The sequence below is a fragment of the Thiocystis violacea genome (assembly GCF_016583565.1).
Lineage (GTDB): Bacteria > Pseudomonadota > Gammaproteobacteria > Chromatiales > Chromatiaceae > Thiorhodococcus > Thiorhodococcus violaceus_A.
On sequence record NZ_NRRF01000003.1, the window covers coordinates 156,676 to 176,277 of the forward strand.

A 19,602-nucleotide genomic window follows, 5' to 3' on the forward strand; every position below is an offset into this window, starting at 1 on the left:
AGGCAACGCCGGAACGGATCGGAGTGAAAACGCATGGGCCTACCGCAAACGCAGACTGACTTCTCAGCCGCCGACTATCTTGCCTGGGAAAGCGAGCAGCCGGAGAAATCGGAGTTCTTCCGGGGCGAGGTCTTCGCCATGGGTGGGGCGTCCAGGCGCCATGTGACCGTCACCCTGAACGTCGCGACCGCCTTGGTCGATCGACTCGAAGGCACTCCCTGCCGCGCCTACATGGCCGATATGAAACTCCGCGTTCTTGAGGACGAGGCGTATTTCTACCCGGATGTCCTGGTGACCTGCGATCCCACCGATCATCGCTCGGACCTCTTCATGAGCGCCCCGACGCTGGTGGTCGAGGTGCTTTCGCCCTCGACGGCCGCCTTCGATCGCGGCGAAAAATTCGCGGCCTACCGCCGGATCCCCTCGCTGCGGGAATTCGTCTTGATCGATCCCGAGAAACAGACCATCGAGATCTACCGACGCGCCGGTCACGACGTCTGGGAACTCCAGGATATCGCCCCTGGGACACCGCTAGCCTTAGCCAGCCTGGAGACCGAGATCGGCTGGGACCGCGTTTTCAGAAACCTCGACTGAGGTGACCTGAATCGGGGGAATCGATGTCGCCTCCCACCTGCTCGCGGCTCGCCGAACAGGGGATCCCGAACGCCCTCGACGCCGCCGCCCCCTGACCGAATAGAGACCGACCCGATGCGCATCCAGCATCTGCGTTTTCAGAACCTCAACTCACTGGTCGGCGAGTGGACGCTGGACCTGACCCATCCCGCCTTTGCCGCGGATGGCATCTTCGCCATCACCGGACCGACAGGGGCGGGCAAGACGACCATTCTGGATGCCATCTGCCTCGCGCTCTACGGCCGCACCCCGCGCCTGAACAAGGTCACCAAGAGCGGCAACGAGATCATGTCCCGCCAGACCGGCGACTGCTTCGCGGAGGTCACCTTCGAGACGCAGGCGGGGCGCTTTCGCTGCCACTGGAGCCAGCACCGCGCCCGGCGCAAGGCGAATGGCGAGCTGCAAGCCCCCAGACACGAGATCGCGGACGCCGCGACCGGCCGCATCCTGGAGTCAAAGATCCGCGACGTCGGCGCGCGCATCGAGGCCGCGACGGGCATGGACTTCGATCGCTTCACCCGCTCCATGCTGCTCGCCCAGGGCGACTTCGCCGCCTTTCTGCAGGCCGACCCGGACCAGCGCGCGCCCATCCTGGAGCAGATCACCGGCACCGAGATCTACAGCCGCATCTCCGTGCGGGTCCACGAGCGGCGTGCCGATGAGCGCAAGCGGCTCGACACCCTCGCCGCCGAGCTGGCCGGGATGCAGCTGCTGAGCGAGGAGGACGAGGCGACGCTAAACGCTGGCCTGGAACAGAAGCGGACCGAGGACGCCGAGCTGACCCAGCAGCTGGCCGCCCAGCAGACGGCCATCACCTGGCTCGACCGGCTCGCCCAGCTCGCGGAGGCTCTGGTCGCGATCGACGCCGCACGGCAGGACTGGCAGGCCCGTCAAGCCAAGTTCCAGCCTGAGCGGGAGCGCCTGGAGCGCGCCAGCCGGGCCTTGGAGCTGGCCGCCGACCACAGTGGGCTAACCGCGCTGCGTCAGCAGCAGTCGGCCGAGCAAGCGAGCCGGCAAGACGGTATCGAGCGTCTGCCCGGCCAGCAGGAGACCGTCAACAAGGCATTGGCCGACCTGGAGACCGCGACGCAGCAGCTCGCCGCGCGCAAGACGGAGCAGCAAGACGGCCTGCTCGTCCTGCGCCAGGTGCGCGCGCTCGACCTCAAGCTGCAGGAGAAGGATGGACCGATCAAGACCAGGGACACGGCCCTCGCCGGGCGGCAGACCGCCTTGGTCGAGAGCCGCCAAGACCATGCCGCCACCTTGGAATCCTTGGCGAAGGATCGAACGGCGCTAGAGACCCTGCTGGCCCAGCTCGAAGCGACCAAGACCGATGCGGACCTGGTCGAACACCTGGCCGGTATCCGCTCGCGCTTCGAGGTCATCCGGCAGCTCGACGGCCAGCGCCAAGCCAAGACCCAGACCGTGGCGAGCGCCGAAGCCGAGGCGACGCTGGCGGCACAGCGTGCGGCCGAGTCGAGCAAACAACTGGACAACGAGCGCGGCCTGCGTCAGGAGGCCGAGGAGCAGCTGCGCCAGCGGCAACTCGATCTGAAAGACCTGCTCCAGGACCACACTCTGAGCGACTGGCGGACCGACCTGTCGAGACTCCAGGCCCGGAGCGTCACCGTCGACAAGGCCGGCGAGGCGCTGCATGTCATCGCCGAGACGCGCCAGACGCAGGACGCCCTCGATACCGACCAGGCGCGGCTGACCTCAGCGTTGGAGGCGTTCGGCCAGCAGCGTGAGCAGCTCGTTCAGCGGCGTGACGCCCTGGAGCGCGAGCAGACGCTGCTGGACACCCAGCTGCGCCTCATCCGCCGCGTCCAGGACCTGGAAGAGGCCCGTCACCAACTACGCGACGGCGAGCCCTGCCCCCTGTGCGGCTCCATCGACCACCCCTTCGCAACCGGCCACATCCCGGAGCCCAGCGAGACGGAGACCCGGCTCGACCGCGTGAAGGCCGATCTCAAGTCGACCGCCACGGCGGTTGGCGAGATCCAGATCAAGCAGGCGGAGACGGCGAAGGATCTGAAGCAGACGGCAGACCGACAGGACGAGTGCCGGCAGCGACTGGCGGTCGCCGAGCGGGCGCTGGCGACGGCCCGCGACGCGCTTGCCATTGAGGACGATGGCTTCGCGTGGGACCAGGGGTTGGCGCTGCTGCGCACGGAAACCCAGGCGCGGCTGGATCGCGCCCTCTCGGTCGTCACGGACGCCGACTCGCTGGAGAAACGGATCGCCGAGCAGCGCGACCGGCTGGACCAGGTGCGCGAGACGGTCGCACGCATCGAGCGGGATGCCCAACAGGCGGCGCACGATCAGATGACGACCGCGCAAACCCTGGAACGCACCCGGCAAGAGGGCCGCACCCTGGCCGATCAGCTCGACGCGGCACTCGCCGAATCGCGCGCCCAGGTGCTCGCCTACGATATCGGGAACCTCTCCATCGACCAGTTGGAGCCCATCCTGGCGACCCTGACGGAGCGTCGAAATCTGTGGCTCGAACGCCTTGAGACACGCACCCGACTGGAGCATGGGATCGGCACGCTGGAGGTCCAGTCAGGACACCAGGCGGACCTCATCAGCAAGACCGCCGCCGAGATCGCTCAGGAGTCCGAGGCGCTCGCGGCGTTGCGCCGGGAGCGCGAACAGATCGCCGCCGAGCGTCGCGACCTGTTCCAAGACAAGCGCCCGGACGCCGAGGAGGCGCGCATGGCCGAGGGCGTCACCGCGGCGGAGCAGCGACTCGACACCGCACGCCAGGCGCAGACCGCGGCGACACAGGCGCTGGAGACGCTCAGGCACCGACTCGCCGAGCTGGAGGCATCGCTTTCAGCACGCGCCGAGCGCCTGCAAGCGAGCGAGGCGGCTTTCGCCGCCCGGCTGCATGGCGCGAACTTCGCGGACGAGGCCAGCTACAGTGCCGCCTGTCTCCCCGAAGAGGAGCGCGGGCCGCTCGCCGAGCAGGCCCGACAGCTCGACCAAGAGCGGATCCAGCTGGAGACCCGAGAGCGGGAGACGCGCGCCGCGCTCGCGACCGAGCGCGAGAAGCGCGTTACCGACCGGCCACGCACGGAGCTTCAGGAGGCACTGGAGCAGCTGGTCACCGCGCAGCGGGAGCTGCACCAGGAGATCGGCGCCATCAGCCAGCGCCTGGCGGAGAACTCCAGCCGACGCCAACAGCAGCAGGCGCGCGCCAAGGCGATCGAGCAGCAGAGGCGCGAGTGCGCGCGCTGGGACGCCCTGCACGACCTCATCGGCTCGGCGGACGGCAAGAAGTACCGCAACTTCGCCCAGGGACTCACCTTCGAGCTGATGGTCGGCCACGCCAACCGCCAGCTGCGCAAGATGACCGACCGCTATCTGCTCATCCGCGACGCGGCGCAACCCCTGGAGCTGAACGTCATCGACAACTACCAGGCGGGCGAGGTCCGCTCGACCAAGAACCTGTCCGGCGGCGAGAGCTTCATCGTCAGCCTCGCCCTCGCGCTCGGCCTGTCGCAGATGGCGAGCCAGAACGTCCGCGTCGACTCGCTCTTCCTCGATGAAGGCTTCGGCACCCTGGACGAAGAGGCGCTGGACACCGCCCTGGAGACCCTGGCCAGCCTCCAGCAGGACGGCAAGCTCATCGGCATCATCTCCCACGTCGGCGCGCTCAAGGAGCGCATCGGGACGCAGATTCAAGTGATCCCCAAGACGGGCGGGCGAAGCCTGCTGCAGGGGCCGGGTTGCGGCCCGACAGCTTGACCTGGACAGCGCTCCGCACCAAAACGCCGCCAGCGGCACGCCGAGCTATCAGGGCGCAGAACGCCAAAAGCGGGCGCTGAATGCCGAAATCAAACCGCCAACTCGTACACTGCCCGAGAGCGCTCCAACCCGACGTCCTGATGCTCCCCAAGCGCGGTCATGCCGTGCGCCTCGAGCTTGGCCAGCAGCGGGCCGATGGCCTCAACGCCGATGCCGTAGCTCGACAGATGGGTCGGCACTTGCAGCGACTCGAAGAAGTCGCTCGTGCGGGTGATGGCACCGTCGATACGCGCTTCCTCGTCGCCCTCATGCAACCCCCAGACGCGCTCGGCATACTGCAGGAGCTTCGCCCGCTTCTCCTGGCGCCGCACCTGAAGCATGGCCGGCAGGACGATGGCCAGGGTCTGCGCGTGGTCCAGGCCATGTAGCGCGGTGATCTCATGCCCGAGCATGTGAGTCGCCCAGTCCTGCGGCGCGCCGGCACCGATCAGACCGTTCAGGGCCAGGGTCGCCGTCCACATCAGATTGGCCCGCACCGCGTAGTTCTCCGGCTCGGCCAGCGCTTTCGGCCCTTCCTCGATCAGCGTCAACAGCAGGCCCTCGGCGAATCTGTCCTGCACCTTGGCATCTGCCGGGTAGGTCAGGTACTGCTCGACGATGTGGGTAAAGGCATCCACCACGCCGTTGGCAACCTGGCGCGGCGGCAGGGTGTAGGTTTTGGTCGGGTCGAGCACGGAGAAGCGCGGGTAGACCAGCGGATGGACGAAGAAGAGCTTGTCCTGGGTGGCCTTGCGCGTCACCACGGAGCCGCCGTTCATCTCCGAGCCGGTCGCCGGCAGCGTCAGCACGCTGCCGAACGGCAGCGCCTCGCTGATGGGCGCCTGCTTGGCGAGGATGTCCCAGGGCTCCCCGGCGAAGGGCACGGCGGCGGCGATGAACTTGGTGCCGTCGATGACCGAGCCGCCGCCGACGGCGAGCAGAAAGTCGACCCGCTCGCTACGCGCGAGTTCGACGGCCTTCATGAGCGTCTCGTAAGTCGGGTTCGGCTCGATCCCGGCGAATTCGAGGACGGTGAAGCCCTTCAGCGCCTGCTTGACCTCGTCCAGCGTCCCGGTCTTGACGACGCTGCCGCCGCCGTAGGTGATGAGCACACGGGCGCCGGCGGGGATTTCCTGCGCGATTCCGGCGATTTGGCCCTCGCCGAAGAGGATGCGTGTCGGATTATGGAAGGTGAAATTCAGCATGGGTCGTACCTGTTGAAGTCGATGGGACGAGCCTTCGAGGCTCGAAAACAGGCGCGGCGTGCGTCGCCACGTCGAGGCGGGGTCGATCAGAGACAGCGCGAGGGCGTGCCTTCGAGGAAGGGATAGTCCGTATAGCCGTGCGCGTCCCCGCCGTAGAAGGTCGCCTCGTCCGGCGCGTTGAGCGGAGCGTTGCGGCGCAGGCGCTCGACCAGATCCGGGTTGGCGATGAACAGCTTGCCGAAGGCGATGAGGTCGGCGGCGTTGGACTCGCGGGTTGCCAGGGCCAGGTCGCGGGTATAGGCGTTGTTGCCGACGTAGGTGCCTTCGAACAGCTCGCGCAACTTGGACAGCTTGAAGGGATGCCCGGTTTCGCGCGGACCGCCGGTCACGCCCTCGACGACATGCAGGAAGCCGATGCCGCGCGCCGAGAGCTGGCGAGTCACGTAGGAGAATAGGGTTTCCGGATCACCGTCTTCGATGTCGTTCGCGGGCGATAGGGGCGCCAGACGCACGCCGACACGCGCCTTGTCCCAGACTTCGAGTACCGCGTCCGTGACCTCAAGCAATAGCCGCGCGCGATTCTCGACGCTGCCACCATAGGCATCCTCGCGCCGGTTGGTCTTGTCGCGGAGGAATTGGTCGAGCAGATAACCGTTGGCCGAATGGATCTCGACCCCATCGAAGCCGGCCGCGCGCGCGTTCTCCGCCGCCCGGCGATAGTCGGCGACGATGCCGGGGATCTCATCCAGCTCCAGGGCGCGGGGCGTGACCATGTCGACCATCCCGTTGCCGGTGAAGACCTGGCCCTCGGCCTTGATGGCGGACGGCGCGACCGGCAAGGCGCCGCCCTCCTGCAAATCCGGATGCGAGATGCGTCCGACGTGCCAGAGCTGGATGAAGATGCGTCCATGATGGCCGTGGACCGCTTCGGTCACCTGCTGCCAGCCCGCGACCTGCGCCTCGCTGTAGATGCCTGGCGTCTGGATGTAGCCCTTGCCCTGGGGCGAGATCTGCGACGCCTCGCTGATGATGAGTCCGGCGGTCGAGCGCTGGGCGTAGTAGGTCGCCATCAAGGGGGTCGGAACGTCGCCCTTCCCCGCCCGGCTGCGCGTCAGTGGGGCCATGACGATGCGGTTCGGCAGGCTCAGGTCGCCGAGCTGGTAGGGTTGGAAGAGGTCGCTATCTGTTTGATCGGTCATCTGTGTGATCCGTGTTGAAGCCAAGGAGAGCTGGTCGGGAGTTGGCGACTGACCAGGTAAGGGTCAAGTGGCGGGATCGGCAAGGCGCAGCGCGCCGCCGGTCACAGTGTCGCGACAGCATCCTGGCATGGCATGATCAGGGTGCGGCTCCATCCCCGTCCCACGAGTTCGGCGCACCACTAGGAAGACTCCATGCCCACGCAGGCTCCTCCCCTCCAGACCATGCTCGAAAAGCTGATCGGTACCCTGTCCGTCAGCAGCGTCACACCCGACTTCGACCACAGCAACCGCCCGCTGGTCGAGCTGCTCGCCGGTTGGCTGGAGCATGCCGGCTTCGCGGTGGAGATCCTTGAGATCCCAGGCCACCCAGACAAGTGCAACCTGCTGGCAACCCTGGGCAGCGGCCCCGGCGGGCTGGTGCTTGCGGGGCACACGGACACCGTGCCCTTCAACGCGCCGCTCTGGAACTATGACCCGCTGAAGCTCACGGAGGCGGATGGCCGCTACTACGGACTGGGCACCTCGGACATGAAGTCCTTCTTCGCCCTGGCGATCGAGGCCGCGCGCGGGCTGGCCGCGGCAGACCTGAAGCGTCCGCTCATGATCCTGGCGACGGCGGACGAGGAGTCGGCCATGCACGGCGCCCGCGCCCTGGCGAATGCCGGCAGGCCCTTGGGACGCTATGCGGTGATCGGCGAGCCAACCGGGCTCAGACCGGTGCGACTGCACAAGGGCGTGATGGGCGAGGCGATTCGACTGGTCGGGCGCAGCGGCCATGCCAGCGACCCCAGCCTGGGGAACAATGCCCTGGAAGGCATGCACGAGGCGATCGGCGCCATTCTGGCCTGGCGCGAGGAGCTCAAGCTGGCGCACCATCACCCTGCCTTCCACATTCCCTACCCGACCCTCAACCTCGGCCACATCCATGGTGGCGACAACCCGAATCGCATCTGCGGCGACTGCGAGCTGCACCTGGACATGCGCCTGCTACCGGGCCTGACGGCCGAGGATCTGCGCACCGAGCTGACGCGCCGGGTCGCGGCGGTCGGTGAGCGGCGTGGACTCCAGTGGTCCGTCAGCCCACTGTTCGAGGCGATCCCGCCAGCCGAGACGCCGGCCGAGTCCGCCATCGTGCGGACGAGCGAGAAGCTGACCGGTCACGCGGCGGAGGCGGTCAACTTCGGCACCGAGGCGCCCTTCTTCAACCAGCTCGGGATGGAGACCCTGGTGCTGGGACCAGGCGATATTGCGCAGGCGCATCAGCCGAACGAATTCCTGCTGCTGGAGCGGATTCCGCCAACGCTGGAGATCTTGAGGGCGCTGATCCAGCGGTTTTGCGCGGACGGCCACGAATCCGCGTCCAGCGGCAGCGCCTGAGACGACATCGAGCCGCGACGCTGGAGCCTCAATGAACGGCTCCCACGCTCCGGCGTGGGAGCCAGATTAAGAAGCTGGAGATCAATCGCATGCGTTGGAAGACCGGCAGACGAAGCGAGAATGTGGAGGACCGCCGCGGCGGCGGCCTGGGCGGCCTGCCCTATGGCTCGCAACGGCCCTATGGCGTCGGGCGGAAGGTCGGCGTCGGCGGGGGGCTTGGGACCATCATCGTCGTCGTGGTCCTGCTTTTCCTCGGCGTCGATCCGACGGTGCTGCTTTCCCAGCTCGGTCAGGTCCCCATGGAGCAGACGGGGCCGTCTCAAAATCCCGCGCCCAGCCAAGGGCGAGCGCTGTCGCCATCCGGCCGGGATGAGCTGGCGGACTTCGTCTCCGTCGTGCTCGCGGACACGGAGGACACCTGGGACGCGATCTTCAGCGAGAAAGGCAAGCGTTACTCGGATCCCCAGTTGGTGCTCTTCAGCGGCATGACCCGCTCCGCCTGCGGTCTGGGCCAGGCGGCCATGGGCCCCTTTTACTGTCCCGGCGATCGGAAGGTTTACATCGACCTCGCCTTCTACGACGAGCTGCGCAATGAGTTCGGCGCGCCGGGCGACTTCGCCCAGGCGTACGTCATCGCGCACGAGGTCGGGCATCATGTCCAGAACCTGCTCGGCATTTCCGAGCAGGTGCAGACCCGCAGCCGGCGCTCCAGCAAGGTCGAGGCGAACCAGCTCTCCGTGCGCCTGGAGCTGCAGGCCGACTGTTTTGCCGGACTCTGGGCCAATCGCGCGCACAAGGCGCGCAACATCCTGGAGCAGGGCGACGTCGAAGAGGGGCTGAACGCGGCCTCCGCGATTGGCGACGACCGCCTCCAGCGCCAGAGCCACGGCAAGGTCACGCCAGACAGCTTCACCCACGGCAGCTCCGCGCAGCGCGTGCGCTGGTTCAAACGCGGGCTTCAATCCGGCCAGCTTTCGGCCTGCGATACCTTCTCGGCAAAGCAGCTGTAAGGGCCGTCTCCGAACATCCACCTCCTCTCCGCCGCGGACGCCTGACGACGCGACTGACGCGATCCAGGCGCCCTCGCACCGATTCCGAGCCCCGGACGGTGCGTACCTAACAGCGACGCACCAGCATAGTGCAGCGCTGCCCCCTGCCTCTGCGCCGATCGGCGTTTCACGGCGTGCGCCTCAAGGCGCTTCGGGGGCATGGACTCCTCTGGCACAGTGGTTGCTTTTTGCTCCCTGTCCGATCCAATGACGAATATCAATGGGAGTCCTTCGCGCACATGACCAAGACTAGATTCATGGCATCGGCCGCTGCCCTGACCGCCGCGCTGTCCCTCGGCATGTCCTCGCTCGCGAGCGCCGCCGACACCATCAAGGTCGGCATCCTCCATTCACTCTCCGGCACCATGGCGATCAGCGAGACGACGCTGAAGGACACCATGCTGATGCTGATCGACGAGCAGAACAAGAAAGGCGGCCTGCTCGGCAAGCAGCTCGAGCCCGTGGTCGTGGACCCCGCCTCCAACTGGCCGCTCTTCGCCGAGAAGGCCCGTGAACTGCTGGAGAAGGACAAGGTCGCCGCGGTCTTCGGCTGCTGGACCTCGGTTTCGCGCAAGTCCGTGCTGCCGGTCTTCGAGGAGCTGAACGGGCTGCTCTTCTACCCGGTGCAGTACGAGGGCGAGGAGTCTTCCAAGAACGTCTTCTACACCGGCGCCGCGCCGAATCAGCAGGCGATTCCGGCGGTCGACTATCTGATGAACGACCTCGGCGTGAAGCGCTGGGTGCTGGCCGGCACCGACTACGTCTATCCGCGCACCACCAACAAGATCCTCGAGGCCTACCTCAAAGCCAAGGGCGTGGCGGACGCCGACATCATGATCAACTACACGCCCTTCGGTCACTCCGACTGGCAGAGCATCGTCTCCGACATCAAGAAGTTCGGCTCCGCCGGCAAGAAGACCGCCGTGGTCTCGACCATCAACGGCGACGCCAACGTGCCCTTCTACAAGGAACTGGGCAACCAGGGCATCTCCTCGGAGGACATCCCGGTCGTCGCCTTCTCCGTGGGTGAGGAAGAACTCTCGGGCATCGACACCAAGCCCCTGGTCGGGCACCTGGCGGCCTGGAACTACTTCATGAGCGTCGACACGCCCGAGAACGAGTCCTTCATCGACACCTGGCATACGTTCATCAAGAACGACGACCGGGTGACCAACGACCCCATGGAGGCCCACTACATCGGTTTCAATCTCTGGGTGAAGGCGGTCGAGAAGGCCGGCAGCACGGATACCGACAAGGTCGCCGCCGCCATCATTGGGCTGGAGACACCGAACCTGACCGGCGGCAAGGCGGTCATGCTCAAGAACCACCACATCACCAAGCCGGTGCTGATCGGCGAGATCCAAGACGACGGTCAGTTCGCCGTGGTCTCCGAGACCGACGCGGAAGTCCCCGGCGATGCCTGGTCCGACTTCCTGCCCGGCAGCAAGGACATCACCGCCGACTGGACGCCGCCGATCTCCTGCGGCAACTACAACAGCGTGACCAAGACCTGTTCGGGGCAGAACTACTGAGCCATAAGGCTCTGGTACAGCATTCGGCAAACTCGTGGGAGCGCCGCCCCGGCGCGATCGGCCCGGCACCTGCTGGGCACCGTCGCGGCGGGGCGCCGCTCCCACCTTGGGCCTCGCGCCTCGGCCAAACCTCCGCCCCTGGCGTGACTCACTGCGTCCTCCAATTCCAGCAGAGCCGCAACCCATTCGGCTGCGGCTCGAGGTTCCGGTATGCCAACCCGATGTCTCCCTAGCGCGCTGTCGGCGCTACGCCTCTGCCTGATCGCAGGGCTCACCTTCATCGTCGTTGTCCCGCTGGCTCAGGCCGGTCCGGCCGAGCTGGAGCAAGGCGTCGAACTCATCCAGACCAACGATTACAAAGCCGTCGAGCAGGGCGTCGCCCTGGTCGCCGCCAGCGGCGACCCGAGGGCGCGCGACCTGCTCGCCGCACTCCAGGACTCCAAGCTCTATCTGCGCAAGGAGGATGGCCAGCTCTTCATCGGGGCGCGCGGCGAGGCGGGCTATGATCTGGTCGATCCCCTGACGGAGACGGCAGCCGGAACCGCCGCTAAGCGTGACCTCAAGCCCATCCGCATCAACAACCGGCTGCGCTCTCAGCTCCGCACAGCCGTCGCTACGCTCAACCTGACCCACCCGGATGCCTCCGTGCGCCTCACCGCGGTGAACGAGATGCTCGACCGCGTGGACGCGGACAGCCTGGCCTTGCTGCGAGACCTGGCCGGCGAGGAGAAGAACGCCCAGGTACGCGAGGGCATGACCGCCGCCATCGCGCTAGCCGACCTCCAGGCGGAGGAGCCGGCGCGGCGCATCGAGGCACTGGATCAGTTGGAGGGCAACCTGCACCCGGCGGTTCAGGGCGGCATCCAGCGCTTGCTGAGCCAGGAGCAGGATGCCGAGGTCCGCGCCACCGGCGAGCGTCTGCTGGAAGCCATCCAATTCAAGCGCGACCTCTACGGCTTCGCCGAGACCCTCTTCTTCGGGTTGAGCCTGGGCTCGGTCCTGGTGCTGGCGGCCATCGGGCTGGCCATCACCTTCGGCGTCATGGGGGTCATCAACATGGCTCACGGTGAGCTGATCATGCTCGGCGCCTATACGACTTATATCGTGCAGCAGCTGATGCCTGGTCACATCGGGCTCGCGCTCTTCCTGGCGATCCCGGCGGCCTTCGTCGTCTCGGGCGCGGTCGGCATCCTCATCGAGCGCGGCGTTATCCGCTTCCTCTACGGCCGACCGCTGGAAACGCTTCTGGCCACCTTCGGCATCAGCCTCATCCTGCAGCAGCTGGTGCGAACCCTCATCTCGCCGCAGAACGTGCCGGTCGCCAACCCGGACTGGATGTCCGGCTCCTGGCAGATCAACAGCGTGCTGTCGCTGACCATGAACCGGATGTACATCATCGCCTTCTGCCTCATCGTCTTCACCGCGCTCTATCTGGTGATGCGCAAGACCCAGCTCGGGCTCCAGGTGCGGGCCGTGTCCCAGAACCGCGCCATGGCACGCGCCATGGGGGTGCGCTCGGCGCGGGTCGATGCACTGACCTTCGGACTGGGCTCCGGCATCGCCGGGGTGGCGGGCGTGGCGCTCAGCCAGCTCACCAATGTCGGCCCCAACCTGGGGCAGTCCTACATCATCGACTCCTTCATGGTCGTGGTCTTCGGCGGGGTCGGGAACCTCTGGGGGACGCTGGTGGCGGGTATGTCGCTCGGCGTGGTCAACAAGATCCTGGAGCCCTGGGCCGGCGCCGTGCTGGCGAAGATCCTGGTTCTGGTCTTCATCATCCTCTTCATCCAGAAACGGCCGCGCGGGCTCTTCCCGCAGAAGGGCCGGGCGGCGGAGGGCTGACCGGCCATGCGACTCGGTACGCTTCATCTCGATCGCGGCGGGCAGATCTTCCTGGCCCTGCTGACGCTGACCACCATCCTGGTCCCCATCCTGAATCTGGCCGTCCCGGCGGACAGCCCCATGCATGTGTCGACCTTCACGGTGACGCTGCTGGGCAAGTATCTGACCTACGCCCTGCTCGCCATCGCCGTCGATCTGGTCTGGGGCTATCTGGGCATCCTGAGCCTGGGCCACGGGGCCTTCTTCGCCCTCGGCGGCTATGCCATGGGCATGTACCTGATGCGCCAGATCGGCGATCGCGGCGTCTACGGCAACCCGGAGCTGCCGGACTTCATGGTCTTCCTCAACTGGCAGGAGCTGCCCTGGTTCTGGCACGGCTTCGACATGTTCTGGTTCGCAGCCTTGATGGTGATGCTGGTGCCCGGCGTGCTGGCCTTCGTCTTCGGCTGGCTGACGTTTCGCTCGCGGGTCACCGGGGTCTATCTCTCCATCATCACCCAGGCCCTGACCTATGCCCTCATGCTGGCGTTCTTCCGCAATGAGATGGGCTTCGGCGGCAACAACGGGCTGACCGATTTCAAGGATCTGCTCGGCTTCGATCTCCAGTCGGACGTCACGCGCATCGGTCTCTTCATCGCCAGCGCCCTGGCCGTGGCCGGCGGCTACCTGGCCTGCCGCACCATCGTGACCTCCAAGCTGGGGCGGGTGACGGTCGCCATCCGCGACGCCGAGAGCCGCACGCGCTTCATCGGCTATCGGGTGGAGCGCTTCAAGCTCTGGGTCTTCACCTTCTCCGCGGTGCTGGCGGGTATCGCCGGCGCGCTCTACGTGCCGCAGGTGGGCATCATCAATCCCGGCGAGTTCTCGCCCATCAACTCGATCGAGATCGTGGTCTGGGTGGCGATTGGCGGGCGCGCGACCCTCTACGGCGCCGTACTGGGCGCGCTGCTGGTGAACTACGGCAAGACCTATCTCACCGGCGTCATGCCGGACGCCTGGCTGTTCGCCCTGGGCGGCCTCTTCGTGCTGGTGACGCTCTTCCTGCCCTACGGCATCGCCGGCCTGCTGCGCCGCAAGGAGACGACGGCATGAAGACGCTGGATAACCTGCGCACCACCATGCGCCGCGACCAGGTCTGGGAGTTCATGGTCCCCAAGACCGGCCTGGAGCTGGACATCAGCCACGGCACCATCCTGTATCTTGAGGACATCTCGGTGACCTTCGACGGCTTCCGCGCCATCGATCACCTCAACCTCTACATCGACGCGGGCGAGCTGCGCTGCATCATCGGGCCGAACGGCGCCGGCAAGACGACCATGATGGACATCATCACCGGCAAGACGCGGCCCGATACCGGCACCGCCTGGTTCGGCCAGACCATCGACCTGCTGCGCCTGAGCGAGCCGGAGATCGCCAGCGTCGGCATCGGGCGCAAGTTCCAGAAGCCGACCGTCTTCGAGCACCAGACGGTCATGGAAAACCTGGAGCTGGCGATGGCCGCAGACAAGCGCGTCTGGCCGACCCTGGTCGCCCGCCTGACGCCCGAGCAGCACGCGCGCATCGACGCTGTGCTGGAGACCATCGGTCTGCAGGAGCACCGCGCCCGCCGCGCCGGCGCCCTCTCCCACGGCCAGAAGCAGTGGCTGGAGATCGGCATGCTGCTGATGCAGGACCCACACCTGCTGCTGGTCGACGAGCCCGTCGCCGGCATGACCCACCAGGAGATGGACCGCACCGCCGAGCTGCTGAAGTCGCTCGCCGGGCGCCACACCGTCGTGGTCGTCGAGCACGACATGGATTTCGTGCGTTCCATCGCCAACAAGGTCACGGTGCTGCACCAGGGCAGCGTGCTCGCCGAGGGCTCCATGGACGAGGTGCAGAATGATCCGCGGGTGATCGAGGTGTACTTGGGAGGCGGCGATGGGCACTGAGACCATGCTGAAAATCGCAGGGCTCAACCAGTTCTACGGCCAGAGCCACACCCTCTGGGACCTCGACCTAGAGGTCCCCGAAGGCCAGTGCACCTGCATCATGGGCCGCAACGGCGTCGGCAAGACCACGCTGCTTCAGTGCATCATGGGCCTGCTGCCGGTTGCCTCGGGGCGCATGATCTACCGCGACATGGATCTCCTGAAGCAGTCCGCCGAGAGGCGCGCCAGCCTCGGCATCGGCTATGTCCCCCAGGGCCGCCAGATCTTCCCGCTGCTGACCGTGGAGGAGAACCTGCGGATCGGCCTGCCGGCACGCCCGGACCGCAAGCGCGACATCCCGCCCTTCATCTTCGAGCTCTTCCCCGTGCTCAAGGAGATGATGGGCCGACGCGGCGGCGACCTCTCCGGCGGTCAGCAGCAACAGCTCGCCATCGGCCGCGCACTCGGCATCGACCCCAAGCTCCTGATCCTCGACGAGCCAACCGAAGGCATCCAGCCCAACATCGTCGCCGAGATCGGCGACATCATCCGCAAGCTCAATCAAGACCTTGGACTGACCGTGATTCTGGTGGAGCAGAAGCTGCCGTTCGCGCGGCGGGTCGCGGATCGGTTCTGTATTCTGGATCGAGGTCGGGCTGTGGCGAAGGGAGTGATGGAGGAGCTGGATGAAAAGCTGGTGCGGGAATATTTGACCGTGTGAGCACGACTCCAAGGCTTGTTCCAGCGGAAATGAGCCTCGACCATCGGTTCAACCAGTAGGGTGGAAGAGCGAGAGCGAAGTCCACCGAATCCCGCGCCGACGCTGGTGCAACACGTCGCGCTTGTCCAACCTCCGAAGTGACGCGGGCGCAACCATGATTGACGCCCGCAAATGAGAAGCGCAGAGGATCAATGCGTTTCCTGCTTTCCCCCCAGAGCGAAACCGCGCTTCCCAGCAACAGCCCCCTTTTCCGCCGAGGCTAAAGCAATCCATCCAGAGGACTGACCACACCTCTACCACCGCGGTTGAGCACATGCGTGTAGATCATGGTCGTCGACACATCCGCATGCCCGAGCAATTCCTGAACGGTGCGAATGTCATAACCCGCTTCCAATAGATGCGTTGCAAACGAGTGGCGCAAACTATGGCAATTCACCTTCTTCGAGATGCCCATTCGCTGCGCCGCCGCCTTCACCGCCTTCTGCAAGCCGTTCTCGTGCAGATGATGTCGCCGCGTCTTGCCGCTGCGGGGGTCCACCGACAAGCGACCGCTGGGAAACAGGTACTGCCAGATCCATTCCTTCGCCGCGTTGGGCCATTTGCGCGCCAAGGCATCCGGCAAGAACACCTCGCCATGCCCCTGTGCGAGATCCTGCTCATGCAGCTCGCGAACTGTCCTCAGATTCTCCCGCAACGGCTGCTCCAGCCGCGCCGGCAACGGCACCACCCGGTCCTTCTGTCCCTTGCCGTCACGCACGACGATCTGGTGATACTCGAAGTCGACATCCTGAACACGTAACCGCACGCACTCCATCAGCCGCATCCCGGTGCCGTACAAGAGCGCCGCCATCAGATGCTGCGTCCCCTCGATCCCGGACAGCAGGCGCGCCACCTCACCGCGCTCCAGCACCACGGGCAGCCGCTTTGGCCGCTTCGCCCGGGTGAAGTCCCCCAATTCATCCAACGACTGCCCGAGCACCTGCTTATAGAGGAACACGATGGCATTCAAGGCTTGGCTCTGCGTGCTGGCCGACACATTGCCACGCACCGCCAGGTCTTCGAGAAAAGCGCGGATGCGGTCCACGCCGATCGTCTCTGGATCACGGTTGCCGCAGAACAGAATGAAGCGGCACACCCAAGATTCGTAAGCCTGCTCCGTGCGGATCGAATAGTTGCGCCGACGGATCTCAGCCATCATCCGCTCCAGCAGCGCGCGATGCGCCTCGCGCGCGTCATCGAGCGCCGACGGCGCATTCTGCTTCTGCTTGAACCGAGCCCCCGAAACCGGCTTCTCTTGCCCGGAGCCGATCTGAGCCGGTAGTGACTCCCGTGCAATCGTCGGATGATTCGGTGTCAGCGTGCGCGCCGAATCGCGCCAGAATTCCCAGTCGATCTCATCGACAATCGGCACCCGTGCGGTCTCCAGAAGATTCTGTATAGCATCGATGATTTGCTCGAACTGCCAGTCCGAGATTCTGTCTAGTCGGCCCACCCGCTCAAGATAGCCGGCGACGTCCTGTGCCGAGTGCATCGCAAGACGCTTCTCAGGAAACGCCCTCAGATAGGTCTCAGCATGCCGTACATACCAAGGTAGCGCGGAGTCCTTCGCGCCCCGATTCCGAGCAAGATCGAGAAATCGCTCCCAAAAGCGTTCGATCGCATGAGCAGTGGTTGAGTCACCTTGCGCCATGTGCTAGCGTCCAGTCCGTGTACTTTCAATCGAATTGTACACACCAACCCCCTTGTCGCAACCTTGGGGCTTTCGGAGCTAGGCAGAATCCACCCTATCGGAACTAGACAGAATCTGCCTAGCACGCATGACCGACATTCTGTCTACTCAACTGTTAGATTGCCAATCGGCCCTGTGCCTGTGCCGCCTGTATCCGTTCACATGCGCGGTCGAAATACTCGTGCACAAATTCAATTCCGATGAAGCGGCGGCCTGTCTCAATAGCCGCGATGCCGGTGGTCCCGCTTCCCATGTACGGGTCGAGCACCACACCATCTGCCGGCACCTTCGCCCGCTCCATGCACCACGCCATGAGGCCAACCGGCTTCTGTGTCGGGTGCAGCTTTTCAAAATTCGCCCCGGCCCCGTTCATACTGGCGTCTTGGTGGCAGTACACGCCGTGCCCGCCTTTCATCCAGCCCACTTCGGCATCGCTCAGGAATGTGCCGAATCTCAGCCGCTTTACCCACACCAGCGTCGAGCCTACTGGCAGGCGCTGTGCATAGTGGTTGCTGCCGAACAACACCACACGCGGGAAGGCCAGCCACGGCGAAGGATCAAACGGCTCTGCATCCCCATGCACTGGCGCCCAGTCAATCCCGCGCCCGCGTGTTTCTGGCGTCTCACCGCCTGAGTACCTGCTGCTGTTCGTGTTCCATTTCATGCCGTAGGGTGGATCGCTTATCACCGCGTCGGCCTTCATCTGCTCGAGCAGCTCCAAGCAGTCGCCGCGCCAGAGTTCGGCTTGTCCTATCGTTACTTTTTCCACTGTCGTTTCCGGTGTGTGGCGCATCTAACAAGTCGCTCCAGCCGACCGCCCGCTTCGCTACCGCTCAGCGGCCGTCGGCTGAGCTTGGTCGTTAGGCGCAACCGGCAACTTGACAATAGATAGAGGATGTGGCTATGGGTTTTTTCTCCAAATTGAAGAGCTTTGCCGCTGACAATCAGGTGGTTTTTGAGGGCGGCACCGATGAGCAACGGGAAAAAATGAAGGCCATTGCGCGACAAGTCGCGCTGATATACAAAGGCGGCGATGCAAGAGAATCGCTGCTGGAACTCAAGTTCAATTCTAATCTCGAAGTATCCACATCGTCTGAGGGAAGAACCGTTTATCGTATATTCGGCAACCGTAGCTATAACCGGGATGCTCTCTTTGCGGCTTACAGAAAAGCAATCATAGAAGCGGCAAAGGCTTTCTGATAAAAGCCCAAAGGAGCAGACGACAGGCCGCAGTATTCAGAAAGACGATGACAACGCCGCCAATTCATGGTTACACGAAGACTAAAGGTGTCCAATGCCATTCCAGAAACTGAACCTTACTGCCCCGAATGGCCTCCCAATTATCGGCGCAAAGCTTGAAGATGGCAAAGTAGACAATATCGAATGTCACTACGACAGACAATCGAACACACAAGACTGGATCGTACCGCATCATCTTCATAAAGAAAATGAATGCTATATTTTTGTCGATGCTTCCGGCCAGGAATGGCTTTTGGATCCTAGCGATGTCGTCCTAGACTCCCTGAAAGGCATTTAGCGTTCTGGCCAAACGCTCAAGTCCCTTTGTCGAATCAAGAATTCGCCTAACCAGCGGGTCAGCGGGACCGCCCGGTCAAGGTCGTACCAAGTCCGCAAGCTCATCGCGCGGGCGGCCCGCTACCCTTTTCGTTAGGCGCCAGGTAATAGCGCCGTGTCTCCCTCCAACCGAATTGGTGTATCTTGATGAACGGAGACAACGTAAGAGCTATTCGAAGACAGATCCAGTACAAAGGACTCGCCAAGTCCTACACGCTGGTAGAGCGCTCCAATGCAGATCTATCGCCAGATCATCTTGAACCAGACGTTCAGCATTGTTATCCACCCGGGACCGATACTGAATTCCATGTCTCAACCCTAGCAAAGCCAAATCCAGATAGCGTACTGTTTGCAGAGTTCGATACCGCTGATCTTGCTTTCCATAACACGCTACTGGCATATCGCATGCTAAAGTTGCTTTACGGCTCGCCTAATGTGCTTGCCGCCCGTTGCCGTGCCGAAAACAATGTAAACAAACTCTCACCCCTTGGTATGGAATGGGGCTATTTGCTGAAAATCGACGAACATCTTATGGCTGAAATTCGCAGCGTGATTTCCAACGCTAGGCTTGTAATTCGGTTCTGGCTGGATCACGAGCCGGTAGATAACGAAAGGGACGAAATCGTTAAGAAAGCATCCAAGTTTCTCGACGACTACCAAGACTCTATCCAGAAAAACGCTCATTTGTTCTCGGAAGAACAAGATGTCCCCAAAGATCAACTCTCTGCCGGTCCTGGGGTCATGAATATCTTCGCCCAAAACTACCGAGCGGCCGAAGCATTGCTGGAAATGGCCGAATCAGAGGAGTCGCCAACTCCAGAAAGATATAGCCACCGTATTAATAATCCAGGCATTTACTGGAACAAAAATCACAATGAGGCGTCTAAGTCATTATACGATAGTTAAATGATGAGGCCTATCATGAAACCCAACTGGTTATCCGATGCACGTCTAATCCCTGACGAGGTGATGAGTTATATTCGAAAAATTGCCGTTCATGCGGTTGAAGAAAATCATTACAGTCCAGAAGACGTCATCAAG

Annotated in this window: 16 protein-coding genes; 12 read left to right on the forward strand and 4 right to left on the reverse strand. The window is 64.1% G+C overall.

From position 1 onward, the window contains the following. Window positions 1-33: 33 nt before the first annotated feature. Both CKO23_RS02340 and CKO23_RS02345 read left to right on the forward strand, forming a co-directional pair. Window positions 34-594 carry a Uma2 family endonuclease gene (locus CKO23_RS02340; RefSeq protein WP_200328131.1) on the forward strand — a complete coding sequence of 187 codons (561 nt, stop codon included), beginning with the start codon at window positions 34-36 and terminating at the stop codon, window positions 592-594. A 114-nt stretch (window positions 595-708) separates the two neighbouring features. Further along, window positions 709-4,383: an AAA family ATPase gene (locus tag CKO23_RS02345; protein ID WP_200328132.1), complete on the forward strand. Its 3,675-nt coding sequence runs from the start codon at window positions 709-711 to the stop codon at window positions 4,381-4,383. A gap of 89 nt (window positions 4,384-4,472) precedes the next feature. Here CKO23_RS02345 and yqhD read toward each other — a convergent pair whose 3' ends face one another. Both yqhD and CKO23_RS02355 read right to left on the reverse strand, forming a co-directional pair. Next, entirely contained in the window at window positions 4,473-5,627 is a 1,155-nt protein-coding gene (gene yqhD, locus CKO23_RS02350) for an alcohol dehydrogenase (protein ID WP_200328133.1), read from the reverse strand. A gap of 86 nt (window positions 5,628-5,713) precedes the next feature. Further along, complete coding sequence (locus CKO23_RS02355) at window positions 5,714-6,826, reverse strand: alkene reductase (protein ID WP_200328134.1); 1,113 nt, start codon at window positions 6,824-6,826, stop codon at window positions 5,714-5,716. Between the two features lie 192 nt (window positions 6,827-7,018). On the opposite strand from CKO23_RS02355, the gene argE reads away from it, so the two are divergent. The 7 genes from argE to urtE all read left to right on the forward strand — a co-directional run bounded on the left by argE (window position 7,019) and on the right by urtE (window position 15,257). Further along, entirely contained in the window at window positions 7,019-8,203 is a 1,185-nt protein-coding gene (argE, locus tag CKO23_RS02360; RefSeq protein WP_200328135.1) for an acetylornithine deacetylase, read from the forward strand. 89 nt (window positions 8,204-8,292) lie between these two features. Beyond that, window positions 8,293-9,213 (forward strand): KPN_02809 family neutral zinc metallopeptidase, encoded by a 921-nt coding sequence (gene ypfJ / locus CKO23_RS02365; protein ID WP_200328136.1) that lies wholly within the window; start codon window positions 8,293-8,295, stop codon window positions 9,211-9,213. A gap of 296 nt (window positions 9,214-9,509) precedes the next feature. Further along, the gene (urtA, locus tag CKO23_RS02370) at window positions 9,510-10,784 is read left to right on the forward strand and encodes an urea ABC transporter substrate-binding protein (protein WP_200328159.1); all 1,275 of its coding nucleotides are present in this window, start codon (window positions 9,510-9,512) and stop codon (window positions 10,782-10,784) included. 210 nt (window positions 10,785-10,994) lie between these two features. Continuing rightward, complete coding sequence (gene urtB / locus CKO23_RS02375; protein WP_200328137.1) at window positions 10,995-12,626, forward strand: urea ABC transporter permease subunit UrtB; 1,632 nt, start codon at window positions 10,995-10,997, stop codon at window positions 12,624-12,626. A 6-nt stretch (window positions 12,627-12,632) separates the two neighbouring features. Continuing rightward, complete coding sequence (urtC, locus tag CKO23_RS02380) at window positions 12,633-13,718, forward strand: urea ABC transporter permease subunit UrtC (protein WP_200328138.1); 1,086 nt, start codon at window positions 12,633-12,635, stop codon at window positions 13,716-13,718. Beyond that, on the forward strand, window positions 13,715-14,557 hold the full coding sequence (gene urtD, locus CKO23_RS02385) for an urea ABC transporter ATP-binding protein UrtD (protein WP_200328139.1): 843 nt from the start codon (window positions 13,715-13,717) through the stop codon (window positions 14,555-14,557). Before urtC ends, urtD begins: the two co-directional genes overlap by 4 nt. A 4-nt stretch (window positions 14,558-14,561) precedes the next feature. After that, on the forward strand, window positions 14,562-15,257 hold the full coding sequence (gene urtE / locus CKO23_RS02390; RefSeq protein WP_200328140.1) for an urea ABC transporter ATP-binding subunit UrtE: 696 nt from the start codon (window positions 14,562-14,564) through the stop codon (window positions 15,255-15,257). 259 nt (window positions 15,258-15,516) lie between these two features. Here the strand turns inward: urtE and CKO23_RS02395 are convergent, their stop codons facing one another. After that, on the reverse strand, window positions 15,517-16,947 hold the full coding sequence (locus CKO23_RS02395; RefSeq protein WP_200328141.1) for an integron integrase: 1,431 nt from the start codon (window positions 16,945-16,947) through the stop codon (window positions 15,517-15,519). Window positions 16,948-17,101: 154 nt separating this feature from the next. Then, the gene (locus CKO23_RS02400; RefSeq protein WP_200328142.1) at window positions 17,102-17,779 is read right to left on the reverse strand and encodes a DNA-methyltransferase; all 678 of its coding nucleotides are present in this window, start codon (window positions 17,777-17,779) and stop codon (window positions 17,102-17,104) included. Window positions 17,780-17,889: 110 nt separating this feature from the next. Here CKO23_RS02400 and CKO23_RS02405 point away from each other — a divergent pair, with 110 nt between their 5' ends. The 3 genes from CKO23_RS02405 to CKO23_RS02415 all read left to right on the forward strand — a co-directional run bounded on the left by CKO23_RS02405 (window position 17,890) and on the right by CKO23_RS02415 (window position 19,467). After that, window positions 17,890-18,186 carry a hypothetical protein gene (locus CKO23_RS02405; RefSeq protein ID WP_200328143.1) on the forward strand — a complete coding sequence of 99 codons (297 nt, stop codon included), beginning with the start codon at window positions 17,890-17,892 and terminating at the stop codon, window positions 18,184-18,186. Between the two features lie 94 nt (window positions 18,187-18,280). After that, the gene (locus CKO23_RS02410) at window positions 18,281-18,523 is read left to right on the forward strand and encodes a hypothetical protein (RefSeq protein ID WP_200328144.1); all 243 of its coding nucleotides are present in this window, start codon (window positions 18,281-18,283) and stop codon (window positions 18,521-18,523) included. Window positions 18,524-18,708: 185 nt separating this feature from the next. Then, window positions 18,709-19,467: a hypothetical protein gene (locus CKO23_RS02415; RefSeq protein ID WP_200328145.1), complete on the forward strand. Its 759-nt coding sequence runs from the start codon at window positions 18,709-18,711 to the stop codon at window positions 19,465-19,467. Window positions 19,468-19,602 lie beyond the last annotated feature (135 nt).

Excerpts from the sequence above, each read along its gene's own strand:
- CKO23_RS02340 (WP_200328131.1), top strand. The coding sequence starts at position 34 with ATGGGCCTACCGCAAACGCAGACTGACTTCTCAGCCGCCGACTATCTT.
- CKO23_RS02400 (WP_200328142.1), bottom strand. The coding sequence starts at position 17,779 with ATGCGCCACACACCGGAAACGACAGTGGAAAAAGTAACGATAGGACAA.
- urtB (WP_200328137.1), top strand. The coding sequence starts at position 10,995 with ATGCCAACCCGATGTCTCCCTAGCGCGCTGTCGGCGCTACGCCTCTGC.
- CKO23_RS02405 (WP_200328143.1), top strand. The coding sequence starts at position 17,890 with ATGGGTTTTTTCTCCAAATTGAAGAGCTTTGCCGCTGACAATCAGGTG.
- urtE (WP_200328140.1), top strand. The coding sequence starts at position 14,562 with ATGCTGAAAATCGCAGGGCTCAACCAGTTCTACGGCCAGAGCCACACC.
- argE (WP_200328135.1), top strand. The coding sequence starts at position 7,019 with ATGCCCACGCAGGCTCCTCCCCTCCAGACCATGCTCGAAAAGCTGATC.
- CKO23_RS02410 (WP_200328144.1), top strand. The coding sequence starts at position 18,281 with ATGCCATTCCAGAAACTGAACCTTACTGCCCCGAATGGCCTCCCAATT.
- CKO23_RS02415 (WP_200328145.1), top strand. The coding sequence starts at position 18,709 with ATGAACGGAGACAACGTAAGAGCTATTCGAAGACAGATCCAGTACAAA.
- CKO23_RS02355 (WP_200328134.1), bottom strand. The coding sequence starts at position 6,826 with ATGACCGATCAAACAGATAGCGACCTCTTCCAACCCTACCAGCTCGGC.
- ypfJ (WP_200328136.1), top strand. The coding sequence starts at position 8,293 with ATGCGTTGGAAGACCGGCAGACGAAGCGAGAATGTGGAGGACCGCCGC.
- CKO23_RS02345 (WP_200328132.1), top strand. The coding sequence starts at position 709 with ATGCGCATCCAGCATCTGCGTTTTCAGAACCTCAACTCACTGGTCGGC.
- yqhD (WP_200328133.1), bottom strand. The coding sequence starts at position 5,627 with ATGCTGAATTTCACCTTCCATAATCCGACACGCATCCTCTTCGGCGAG.
- urtC (WP_200328138.1), top strand. The coding sequence starts at position 12,633 with ATGCGACTCGGTACGCTTCATCTCGATCGCGGCGGGCAGATCTTCCTG.
- CKO23_RS02395 (WP_200328141.1), bottom strand. The coding sequence starts at position 16,947 with ATGGCGCAAGGTGACTCAACCACTGCTCATGCGATCGAACGCTTTTGG.
- urtA (WP_200328159.1), top strand. The coding sequence starts at position 9,510 with ATGGCATCGGCCGCTGCCCTGACCGCCGCGCTGTCCCTCGGCATGTCC.
- urtD (WP_200328139.1), top strand. The coding sequence starts at position 13,715 with ATGAAGACGCTGGATAACCTGCGCACCACCATGCGCCGCGACCAGGTC.